Origin of the sequence: Chitinimonas sp. (assembly GCF_041904975.1) — a bacterium.
GTDB lineage: Bacteria > Pseudomonadota > Gammaproteobacteria > Burkholderiales > Chitinimonadaceae > Chitinimonas.
Genome location: NZ_JAYRLZ010000137.1, coordinates 1 through 11,109, shown reverse-complemented (window position 1 = coordinate 11,109; position 11,109 = coordinate 1). Strand labels below are relative to the sequence as shown.

The following is an 11,109-nucleotide window of genomic DNA, read 5'->3' as shown; positions in this document are numbered from 1 at the left end:
TATGCCATCGCGGCCGAGCGCATGGTGGCCCTTGCCAGCGCGCAGCCGGGCTTTCTCGGCATCGAATCGGTACGCGATGACAGCGGCCTGGGCATTACCGTGTCTTACTGGGAAAGCGAAGCGGCGATCACGCAATGGCGCGAACAGGCGGAACACAGCGCAGCCCGCGAGCGCGGACGCAGCCATTGGTATGCGGCGATGGTGACGCGGGTAGCCAAGGTCGAGCGCGCTTATGGATTCAGTCGCTGAATACCGACTCAAAGAAACAAGAAGGCGCCTCGCCCTCTTCAAGGGGAAGCGCTGAGCAAGGATGTCGGTGTCCAGACTGGCGGCAAACCTCATCCAAGCTCCCCCGCGCAGGGGGAGGGAGGGCAGCGACAGCTTTGAAGCTGAAACAGACTTTGCGCGGATTGCCGCTAGCTGGCTAAGCCGCGAGCGCCAGGTCAGGCTTGGCCATGGCCCTGCCCGCCAATTCGGCGGCCAGTTGCGCCATCTGCCCGCTTGCCGATGTACCCATCGGTCGACGCAGGATGCGCAAGGAGCGATACCACGGGCTATCGTCGCGGCCGAGCAGCCAGCGCCAGTTACCGAGGCCGCCGAGCAGCATCCAGGTCGGTACACCAAGGGCGCTGGCCAGATGCACGGTGCTGTTATCGATGCTGATCACCAGATCCAGCGCGGCAATTTGCGCGGCAAAGCCATCCAGATCCTGCAGCGGATCGCAATCGGACCAATGGTGTACCGTGACACCGAGCGCCGCTTCCACTTCGGCACGCTCGGCCGCATGTTCGCCGTGCTGCAGACAGACAAAGTCGATATCGGCAAGGGCCAGCAAGGGGGCGAAGTCGGACAGCGCCAGCGAGCGCTGGCGACGACTGAGCGGATCGACACCGCCGCGCCAGGCAATGCCGACCTTGAGCCGACCCGGCAGCGCTGCCAGCCGCCCCTGCCACTGCGCCAGCAGCGCGTCATCCGCCTGCAGATAGGCGGCCCGCTGCGGGAAATCAGACTCGTGCTTCCGGAACAAGGCCGGCAGGCTACCTACGGCAATCTGTGCAGTAAAACCGGCATGATCAACCTCGCCATAGCCGTGGCAACGCAAGGCCGGATAGGCTCGTTGCAATAGCGGAACCAGCCGCCGGTCGCCCTCGTACTGGCAATCGATGCCCAGCGCCAGCACATCGGCAAGTACCCCGGCGAAGAACACCTCGTCGCCCACGCCCTGCTCGCCACGTAGCAACAGGCGCAAGCCTGGCGTGACCCGGCCATCCCAGAACGGCAAATCGGCCTCGGCACGCGATGGGCGGCTGGCGCGGCCGACGTCCGAATCAAATTCCGACCAGCCCTCGGCAAAACGGCCGCTGACCAATTGCGCCAAGCCGAGATTCCAGCGGGCCAGCACATGAGCAGGCTGATCGAGCAATACCTTGGCAAAGGCAGCGATCGCGCCCTCGGCATCGCCGCGCTCCAGCGCGATCGAGCCCAGCAGGCAGCGCGATTCGGCACAATCCGGCTGCAACGCCAGTGCGCGGGAAAGCCAGTGTTGCGCCTCCTCATGCCGGCCCAGATCGCTCAATAGCACGGCCAGATTATGCAATGGCGCCAGCAGCTGGCCATCCAGCGCAATGGCCTGCCGGAATGCCGCAATCGCGGCCTCCCACTCGCCGATACGCCGCAGCACATCTCCTTGCAGATTGAAACGACCGGCGCTGGGCGCGATTTCAACCATCCGTGCTGCCAGCGTCAGCAGTTGCGGCCGGGCATCGGCCTGCAGCAACTGCGCCAGCGCATCGTTGCATAGCGCGTCGTTGTCGGGCTGCGCTGCCAGAAGGGTGAGGTAACAATCCGCGGCCTGTGCCGCTTCGCCCGATTGCACCAGCACGGTCGCGAGACTGTGCAAGGCAGCCGGCTGACTGAGCAGCTGCTGGCGCGCCTTGCGGCAATGTGCCTCGAACTCATCGCGCCGGCCCAATGCCAGCAAGGCACGCGCCACACCTATGCTGGCACCGCCATGATCGCTAGCATGCTTGAGCACATGCTGGAAACCGCGCAATGCGGATGCCGCATCGTGATTGCGCAAGCAGGCCTCGCCAAGATTCACGCTCGCCTCGGTAAAACGCGGGCGCAATTTCAGGGCACGCCGGAATTCGCTGAGGGCCAGATCGAGCTTGCCCTCATCGAGATACACCGAACCGAGATTGTTATGGAGCGCCGCCACTTCCGGCGTCAACCGCGTCGCGCGCAGTAGATGGGCCTCCGCCTCCTGCAGATTGCCTTGACGCGCCTCGATCAGGCCCAGCAAGGATAGCGCGTTGACGTCGGCCAGCGAGCTGGCCAGCACCTGTTGACAAGTCAGTTTTGCCGCTTCCAGCTCACCCTGCGCAAAGCAAGTATAAGCCTCTGAAATCAAAGCTGATCCCATTCCGGATTTCCCCATGCCAAAAGCATTTTTCGTTATAGGGCGGATTTTTCCAGAATGGCGGCAGAAAAAACGTAACGAAACAGTAAAACTAGGTAACAGGCGGCAGACCAGCCTCCTTAGCCCCCTACCTTGCGGCAACAGATCGCAGCAAGGCCAAAGCTGCGCCAATACTCGCCCTGCACGGCAAAGCCGGCTTCGGCGAGCAAGGCATCGCGCCGCTTGGCGGAAACCGGGTAGACATTGTGTTGCAGATGGGCAAAGTCCAGCGCCACCTGTTCGGGCCGATCGCGACTGGCGTCTTGCTGGTGGCGCCAGGCGGCAAACAGCATGTCGAATTGCGCCTCGCCCCGCTCGCCGCCAAGATCAGCCAGCAATAGCAGGCCATCAGGCTGCAGCGCATCGGCCACGGCACGAAGAAACGCCAGCTTGCTGCCGTCGTCGGGCAGAAAGTGCAGCACCAGCAAGGCGGTGGCGGCAGCATGGTCAGTCGCCAGCGGCACCTCGCCGAGCTTGCCGGAGCGAAACTCGACACGTGCTGCCGCACCCACGTCGGCCAGGCGCGTGCCGGCCAATGCATTCATCGCCGGCGCGGGGTCTACCGCAGTAAAACGCCAGCCCGGCGCCAGCGCGGCAAGGCGCGCCAGCTCTTCACCGCTACCGCTGCCCGCCACCAATAGCCGCGCATCCTTCCCAAGCTGCTGCTGCAGCAGGCTGGCCGACAGCGCATGCAGCGTGTCATAACCCGGTATCAGTTGGCGGATCTTGCGCTCATAGGCGGCGGCATGGCGTGCGTCATACTGCACACCGGATTCAAGCTGCTTATTCATCAAGGACCTTTTTCATATTTCGGCACGCGGCCCGCTCGGGCTGCAGAACAAGCCCGGCCGCAAGGCCGCACATCCCTAGGCTCTGTTGACGTTTTGTCAACGGAGCCTAGGCTCGGTCAAATTTACTTCATGCGGCAAGGTGCAGCCGCTATTATCGCGCCCTTGCATCGGCGCCGCTGGCGGCCGCCGTCGCCCAACCGGGTTCCAGCTATTGTGAGCATGCCAAATCCTTATGCAGCGAGTAACGCTTGCCTCGCTGCACGCGAACATGCCGGACCGCTTCTTGCAGCACGCGGCCGGCGCCTGACGGCGAAACTGGTTGATGCTGCACCGATTTTGGCGCTGATCGGCACGGCTGTTTTTCTGGTCGGCCAGCATGACGATATTGTTGAATCCGACTATGCGGCCATGGCGACAGTCGGCATCGCGCTTATCGCGATATTGCTGATCCAGCTGGTCTTGTTCTACCGTCACGGTCAGACCATAGGCAAGCGGCTCCTGCATATCCGCGTCGTGCGCAGCGATGGCAGTCGCTGCAGTCTGCGCCGCTATCTGTTGCTGCGCTTGTTTGCTATCAATCTGCTGTCTGCCGTACCCATCATGGGCACGCTGCTCAGCCTTACGGATGTGTTGATGATCTTCACCCGCTCGCGTCGCTGCCTGCATGACCACTTCGCCGACACCATCGTGGTGAACGCCTGATGCTGGACGGCCGCGAATCGCTGCTCACCCCCGAAGGCATCCGCCTTGCCATTGTGCCGGCCGGCCCGGCGCGGCGCGGCTTCGCCTGGGCCATCGATACCCTGGTGTGGGCGCTCAGCGTGTTTGTCATCGCCTACCTCACCAACCTGGCCTTTTCCGGCAGCGAGCTGGGCGTTGGCCTGTTCCTGGTGGTGCTCTTCCTCAGCTATTGGGGCTATCCGGTGCTGTGCGAGGTGTATGCCGGCGGCCGCACCCTGGGCAAGCGCGCCATGGGCCTGCAGGTAGTGCGCGATGATGGCCTGCCGGTGGGCTGGCGCGAGTCGTCCTTGCGCAATCTTCTGCTGGTCGCCGACTTCATGCCCTTTATGTACGCAACCGGCTTGATCAGCATGCTGGTCGATGGGCGCTTTCGCCGGCTTGGCGATCTGGTGGCTGGCACCATGGTGGTCTACCGTGCCAGGCCCAGCCAGCGGCGCCGCACCATCGAAGGCCCCAGTGAACCCCTGCCGTTTGCGCTCAGCCCGGAGCAGCAGCGCACCATCATCGACCTGATCGAGCGCTGCGATAGCTTGAGCCTGCCGCACGATCGGCAGATCGAGCTGGCGGAAATCGCCGCCCCCCTGACCGGCCTGCATGGCGAGGCCTCACTGGCGCGCCTGCGCGCCTATGCCGCAGGACTCACCCGATGAAACAGGCGCAATTCGAACCGCAGCACCAGGCGCTATGGCAGCAAGTTGCGACACTGCTCGCCGCCGGCGGCAATGACCCGGCCCTGCCCGGCCTGTATCGCCAACTGTGCCAGCATCTGGCGCTGGCGCGCCAACGTGGCTATTCGCCACAGCTCACCGACTATCTGCACGACCTGTCGCTGGCCGCCCACCGCCAGCTATACGGCACGCCGCTGGAGCGGCCGATGACCTTGCGCCACTGGTTGCTGGTGCAGCTACCGCAACGGGTGCGCGAGGAGTGGCGCCTGTTGCTACTGGTTTGCCTGCTGTTCTGGGGGCTGTCGCTGCTGGTCGGCTGGCTGGTGTGGAAGCATCCGCACTGGGCGCTGAGCTGGAGCAGCTGGAAAGAACTGAGCGAGTTCGAGCGCATGTATAGCGACAGCGCCCACAAGCTGGGGCGCGACGACAATGGCGCCAGCGATGTAGCGATGTTCGGCTTCTATATCTGGAACAATGTCTCCATCGATTTCCGCACCTTTGCCGGCGGCCTGCTTGGCGGCATTCCCACGGTGATTGCCCTGTTCTTCAATGCGGTGCATTTCAGCGTGGTTGCCGCCTGGCTCAGCCACAATCCGCAAACCGCCGGCAATTTCTGGTCCTTTGTCATTACCCATTCCAGTTTCGAGATCACCGGTCTGCTGCTGTCGGCCATGGCCGGCCTGCGACTTGGCATTACGGTATTACGGCCGGGCCGGTATAGCCGGCGCCATGCGCTGGTGCTGGCCAGCCGGCGCGTGTTCCCCATCCTGGTCGGCGCTGCCATGCTGACCGCACTGGCAGCGTTTTTCGAAGGCTTCTGGTCGGCCTCACCGGCGATTTCCCACAGCACCAAATATATCGTCGGCGCCATTTGCTGGACTTCGGTGATCGGCTTCTTTGCCTTTGCAGGGCGGCGCCATGCAGCTTGACCGCCTGCAGCTGGAGCTGCGCCCGCGCACCAATAGCCAGGCACTCGATTTGGGCATGGCCTTGCTGCGCGCCAATGCCGGGCGCAGCTATGCTGCCTGGCTGGCGCTGTGGCTGCCGCTATGCACCGCGTGCGGACTATTCGCGCTATGGCTCGGTGATGGTAGCTGGTGGCCCTTGCTGCTGCCCTGGTGGCTGCGCCCCTTGCTGGAACGCATTGTGCTGCTGGTGTTGTCGCGTGCGGTGTTCGGCGAGCAGATCGGTGTCTGGCAGGCGCTGCGCACCTGGCCGCGCGAGCTGGGCGGCGGCGCCATCCGCCTCTTGCTGTTCTGGCGCCTGTTCATGCCGGGGCGTGGGCTGTACCAGCCGATCTGGCAGCTGGAACGCGCCCGTGGCCGCTTTGCCGACGAGCGCCGCCGGGTATTGGGACGTAGCGGTGCCGGCAGTGCCGCCTACTGGTTCGGCATCGCCTGCGCGCATTTCGAATTGGTACTGCAATTCGGCCTGTTCGCCGCCATCGGCCTGTTTACCGCCTCGCCCGACAAGATGAATCCGCTGTGGTTGTTCGCCGATATGGGCAAGTCGCCGGGCATGATCTACTACGTGCTGTCCTACCTGGCCTTTGTGCTGGCTGCCGGCATCATCGCCCCGGTGTATACCGCCTGCTGCTTTGCGCTGTACTTGAACCGGCGCGCCGAGCTGGAAGCCTGGGATATCGAGATCGGCCTGCGCCGCTTAGCGCAGCAACACGGCCAGCGCAACCGGCCAGCCAACCTGGCGGCCGCGCTGCTGGCGCTACTGATTGGCCTGTTCGCCGCTGCGCCGCAGCCAGTAAGCGCCGCCGAGCCCTGCCAGCCGCCCGATATCATCAAGGAGCGCGACAAGGCGCTCTCCAGCACACCGCCGGCGCATTCGGCCGAACAACAGGCGGCGCGTGCGCAACTTGATCAGGTATTTGCCGATGAAGACCTGCGCGGCTACCGCTGCAAAGAGAGCTGGCGGCCCAAGAATGCCAAGGAAAAAAAGCCGGACGAACCCAAGCCGAAGGCCGAGCGCCCCGATGTAGCACTGCCGGACTGGCTGCCCATCCTGTTCAAAACCATCATCATCGGCTCGGCGATTGCGCTGCTTGCCTGGCTGCTCTACCGCTACCGCAACCAGTTCGGCATGGTGTTCAACAGTCAGCCCTTGCCCAAGCTGACTGGCGAAATCGCCGGTCTCGATATCCGCCCGGAAACCCTGCCCGACGATGTAGCCGATGCGGCACGCCAGCACTGGCGCCAAGGCCAACGCCGCGAGGCGCTGGCCCTGCTGTACCGCGCCACCTTGTCGCGACTGGTGCACCAGCACGCCGTGCAGATCGGCCGCGCTGCCACCGAGCAAGAATGCCTGCAAACGGCGGAACAGGCGCAGCAGCGCGGCGAGCTTGGCAGTAGCAGTGTCGCGCTTACCCGCACCATCACCGCACTGTGGTTGGGCGCAGCCTATGCCCACCATTGGCCGCTCGATCCGGAGTTCGAGTCAGCCTGCCAGCAATGGCGCACTGAATTTGGCAAGGTGGCAGCATGATGCGCCTGCTACGCCACCCTGCCACCAGCAGCATCGCCGCCGCCTTGCTGATCGCACTCGCCTACTGGTTCAGCCAGGCTTATTTCGAAAAATATTGGGAAGGTGTTCCCTACGCCAGCCCAGCCGCGCTGGAAAACCGCCTGCTGGCCGCCGAGCGTTATCTGGCGGCTGGCGGCTACACGGTCAAGACGCACGACACCCTCGGCGCCGCCTTGCAGCAGCTGCCCGAAGGCGGCGCCATGCTGATTTCCAACCGCGTCTCCAACCTGCCGAAAGCCCAGGTGGACCAGCTGCTCGACTGGGTTGCCCGTGGCGGCGTCCTGATCACCCGCCCGGACTTCGCGCCAGATAGCGATGCCAAGGACTCGGGCAAAGAAGGTGGCCTCGAACAGCTTCCACTCAGTGGCGCGTTCGACACCTGGTTGCACTATACGGACGATGACGAGCGGGCCGATGAAGAAGCGGGCGATGGCGCAGACGAGCTGCCCGCCCAGAACGCAGCCCCGGCCGGCAAGCCGGCTGCCGATTACGGCCGCGATGCGGTATTGATCAACTTTCCCGGTATCGCCTACCCGCTGCTGAAAGACGCTGGCTCAACCTATCTGGCGCGCGGCCCCAAGGCGCCGCAGCCCCTGTGGCAGGATGCCGACGATGGCGAGTTTTTGCTGGCCTATGCCCACGGCAAGGGGCAGCTGATCCTGCTGAATGACCTGCCCTTTGCCAATGGCGATATCCGTCGCTTCGACCATGCCGAGCTACTGGGCAAGCTGGTGGCGCTGGCACCGAAGCGCTCGGTCGCCCTGGTGCTGAGCATGGATCAGCCGCGCTGGTATCAGGTGCTGATCGAGACCGTACCGCTGGGCCTGATCGCCAGCTTGATCCTGCTGCTGGTCGGCCTGTGGGTGGCCATGCCGCGCTTTGGGCCGCTGCTGCCGGAGCCGGCCAGCGATCGGCGTGCCCTGCTCGAACATGTCGAAGCCGCCGGCCGCTGGCTGTGGCAAAGCCCGCTGGGCCGGGAAAAGCTGTTGCAGGCGGTACGCCAGGAAACCCGCAAGCTGCTGTTCCGGCGCTGGCCGCAGTGGCAGCGCCTGCCGGACGACAAACTGCATGCCGAGCTTGCCCGCGAGTTCAAGCTCGATGCCGCCACCGTCGAGCAGGCGCTGCAATGGCCCGCCGCGCGCATACCGATTGATTTCACCCGCCAGATCCGAACCTTGCAATTGCTGAGACAACACCATGACCGATAGCCAAAGACCCAACGAGCGTTTCAACCAGGGCGTCGAGATCGTCCGGCGCATGCGCGAGGAAATCGCCCGCGTGGTGGTCGGCCAGACCGCCATCACCGATCAGGTGCTGGCCTGCATGCTGGCCGGTGGCCATATCTTGCTGGAAGGGGTACCCGGTCTTGGCAAGACTTTGCTGGTGAAGGCACTGGCCAAGACCTTTGCCGGCGAATTCTCGCGCATCCAGTTCACCCCCGACCTGATGCCGGCCGATGTGATGGGCCATGCGGTGTTCGATATGAAGAACCAGACCTTCAGCATCCGCCGTGGTCCGGTGTTCACCCATCTCTTGCTGGCCGACGAAATCAACCGCGCGCCGGCCAAGACCCAGTCGGCCCTGCTCGAAGTGATGCAGGAGCGGCAGGTAACCATCGAGGGCGAATCGCACACGCTGGCGGCACCGTTCATGGTGCTGGCCACGCAAAATCCGCTGGAGCAGGAAGGCACTTACCCGCTACCGGAAGCGCAGCTCGACCGCTTTCTTACCAAGGTGCTGATCGACTACCCGAGCGAGGCGGAAGAGACCGCCATGCTGACCAGCGTTACCCAGGGCCGCATTGGCGATGGTCTCGATGTCAGCAGCATTACCAGCCTGATCCGCGCCGAAACCGTGCTGGCCTTGCAGCAGCTCACTGCCACCATCACGGTGGATGATGCGGTGGCCGGCTATGCGGTGCGCCTGGTGCGCGCCACCCGCGACTGGCCTGGCATCTCGGTCGGTGCCGGCCCACGCGGCAGCATTGCCCTGGTGCGGTTGGCGCGTGCCATGGCCCTGATGGCTGGCCGTGAATACACCACCCCCGACGATATCAAGCGTGCCGCCCTGCCGGTATTGCGCCACCGCATCACCCTGTCGCCGGAAGCCGAGCTGGAAGGCCGCAGCGCCGACCATGTGCTGGGCGGGCTGATCGACCAGACCGCCGCACCACGCGCATGAAGCCGTCGCGCCGCCTGATCGCGCTGCTCTTGGTGTGGACTGTGCTGGGCTTTATCGCCGGCCTGTCGCGCCTGCTCGTTCTTGCCTGGTGGTGGCTGGGTGCCGGCCTGTTGCTGCTTGGCCTGATCGATGCCCTGCTCGGCCTGCGCCGACCCACCTTGCGGCTGGAGCGGCAGCTCGCTCCGATCTGGCCGGTGGGCCATTGGGGCGACGTTACCCTGCTCTTGCACCATGAAGGTGGCCGTGCTGCCCGCCTGCAACTGTTCGACGGCTACCCGACTGACTGGGAGCTGCAAGGCCTGCCGCACAGCACCCGCGTCAGTGCCGGCCGCTTTATGCAATACCGCTATCGCGTTCGCCCACTGGCGCGCGGCGCGGCAGATTTTCAGCCAGCCCACGGCCTGCTCGCCTCGCCGCTGCAACTATGGTGGCGCAGCATCCGCCTGGGCGAGACGCAGACGGTGCGGGTGTTTCCCGACTTCTCGCGCATCCTCGGCCACACCCTCACCGCCACCGACCGCCGCCTGCCCACGGCCGGCAGCCTGCGCAAGCGGCGTCGCGGCGAAGGCACCGATTTTCGCCAGCTACGCGAATACCGCCAGGGCGACAGCATGCGCGCCATCGACTGGAAGGCCACCGCGCGCCATTTCAAGCCGATCAGCCGCGAGTACCAGGAAGAGCGCGACCAGCAGGTGGTGTTCCTGCTCGACTGCGGCCGGCGCATGTTGGCGCGCGACGATGACACCAGCCATTTCGACCATGCCTTGAACGCCCTCCTGACCTTGGCCTGGGTGGCGCAAAAGCAGGGCGACGCGGTCGGCCTGCTCAGCTTCGGCGCCGATGTGCGCTGGCTGGCGCCACAAAAGGGCCGAGTCGGCTTGGACCGCCTGATCGCCGGTATTTACGATCTGCAAGCCAGCGAATATGCGCCGGACCATGTCGAAGCGGCGCAGCTGCTGCTCAGCCATTTGAAGCGACGCGCCTTTATTGTGCTGATCACCAATCTGCGTGATGAGGACGATGTATCGATGCGCACCGCCTACCGGCTGATGTCGGGCAAGCACCTGGTGCTATGCGCCAATCTGCGCGAAACCGCGCTGGATGCAGTACAGCGCGCCCCGGTACACAGCTTCCAGGATGCCATCCGCCTCGCCGCCACCAGCCATTATCTGAACCAGCGCCAGGACGCCATCCGCCAACTCGGCATGCCCGTCGGCGCCCTGGTCGATGTCACCCCACCGCAACTGGCCGCCGCCCTCACCGATCGCTATCTGGCGATCAAGGAAAGCGGCGCGCTGTAGCCGGAAAGCGCGTCAAGGCAGCCACGGCCCGGGAACGGCCATCGTGCTCCGCCTTCATCGCCCGAGATAAAGCATTGGGACTGATTTGACACCCCTAAACCTGCCGACACTGAGAAAACCCGCCTGAATTTCGTCCTTCTCGGTGTGCTCTGTGTTCTCCCTGATCTCCGTGTTTACAGGTTTTGCTCTCTGGCGCCGCCTTCATCGCCGATTGAGACCAAACACCCGAAGACCTGTAGACACAGAGTGCACCGAGCACACGGAGAACACAGAGAAAACCGGACGGGGTCCAGCCTCTATCTGTTGTCTGTTCTATGTGAGTGCGAGTTTTGCTCCCTGGCGCCGACTCTCAAGAACAAAACCCTAGGCTCTGTTGTCGGTTTTGCGGGGGTGGCGGGGGGGGGGGGGGGGGGGGGTGGGGGAGCGGGGGGGGT

General features: G+C 64.4%; 10 protein-coding genes. 8 read left to right on the top strand and 2 right to left on the bottom strand.

All coding sequences use genetic code 11. The features are described 5' to 3' along the window. On the top strand, positions 1-249 hold a 249-nt coding region (locus ACE3OH_RS13305), incomplete at its 5' end, for an antibiotic biosynthesis monooxygenase (protein WP_374353507.1). Between the two features lie 175 nt (positions 250-424). Here ACE3OH_RS13305 and ACE3OH_RS13300 read toward each other — a convergent pair. Together ACE3OH_RS13300 and ACE3OH_RS13295 are read right to left on the bottom strand one after the other, a co-directional pair. Next, complete coding sequence (locus ACE3OH_RS13300; protein ID WP_374353504.1) at positions 425-2,422, bottom strand: tetratricopeptide repeat protein; 1,998 nt, start codon at positions 2,420-2,422, stop codon at positions 425-427. Between the two features lie 116 nt (positions 2,423-2,538). Further along, positions 2,539-3,249 carry a class I SAM-dependent methyltransferase gene (locus ACE3OH_RS13295; RefSeq protein WP_374353501.1) on the bottom strand — a complete coding sequence of 237 codons (711 nt, stop codon included), beginning with the start codon at positions 3,247-3,249 and terminating at the stop codon, positions 2,539-2,541. Positions 3,250-3,468: 219 nt separating this feature from the next. On the opposite strand from ACE3OH_RS13295, the gene ACE3OH_RS13290 reads away from it, so the two are divergent. The 7 genes from ACE3OH_RS13290 to ACE3OH_RS13260 are packed head-to-tail and all read left to right on the top strand — an operon-like array spanning position 3,469 to position 10,675. Continuing rightward, entirely contained in the window at positions 3,469-3,951 is a 483-nt protein-coding gene (locus ACE3OH_RS13290) for an RDD family protein (RefSeq protein WP_374353498.1), read from the top strand. After that, positions 3,951-4,640 (top strand): RDD family protein, encoded by a 690-nt coding sequence (locus tag ACE3OH_RS13285; protein ID WP_374353495.1) that lies wholly within the window; start codon positions 3,951-3,953, stop codon positions 4,638-4,640. The genes ACE3OH_RS13290 and ACE3OH_RS13285 overlap by 1 nt, the downstream gene beginning before the upstream one ends. After that, entirely contained in the window at positions 4,637-5,587 is a 951-nt protein-coding gene (locus ACE3OH_RS13280; protein ID WP_374353492.1) for a stage II sporulation protein M, read from the top strand. Before ACE3OH_RS13285 ends, ACE3OH_RS13280 begins: the two co-directional genes overlap by 4 nt. Beyond that, positions 5,577-7,154 carry a hypothetical protein gene (locus ACE3OH_RS13275; RefSeq protein ID WP_374353489.1) on the top strand — a complete coding sequence of 526 codons (1,578 nt, stop codon included), beginning with the start codon at positions 5,577-5,579 and terminating at the stop codon, positions 7,152-7,154. Before ACE3OH_RS13280 ends, ACE3OH_RS13275 begins: the two co-directional genes overlap by 11 nt. Then, positions 7,151-8,401, top strand: a complete 1,251-nt coding sequence (locus ACE3OH_RS13270) for a DUF4350 domain-containing protein (protein ID WP_374353483.1) — start codon at positions 7,151-7,153, stop codon at positions 8,399-8,401. The genes ACE3OH_RS13275 and ACE3OH_RS13270 overlap by 4 nt, the downstream gene beginning before the upstream one ends. Continuing rightward, on the top strand, positions 8,391-9,374 hold the full coding sequence (locus tag ACE3OH_RS13265) for an AAA family ATPase (RefSeq protein WP_374353481.1): 984 nt from the start codon (positions 8,391-8,393) through the stop codon (positions 9,372-9,374). The genes ACE3OH_RS13270 and ACE3OH_RS13265 overlap by 11 nt, the downstream gene beginning before the upstream one ends. Beyond that, positions 9,371-10,675: a DUF58 domain-containing protein gene (locus tag ACE3OH_RS13260; RefSeq protein ID WP_374353478.1), complete on the top strand. Its 1,305-nt coding sequence runs from the start codon at positions 9,371-9,373 to the stop codon at positions 10,673-10,675. The genes ACE3OH_RS13265 and ACE3OH_RS13260 overlap by 4 nt, the downstream gene beginning before the upstream one ends. Positions 10,676-11,109 lie beyond the last annotated feature (434 nt).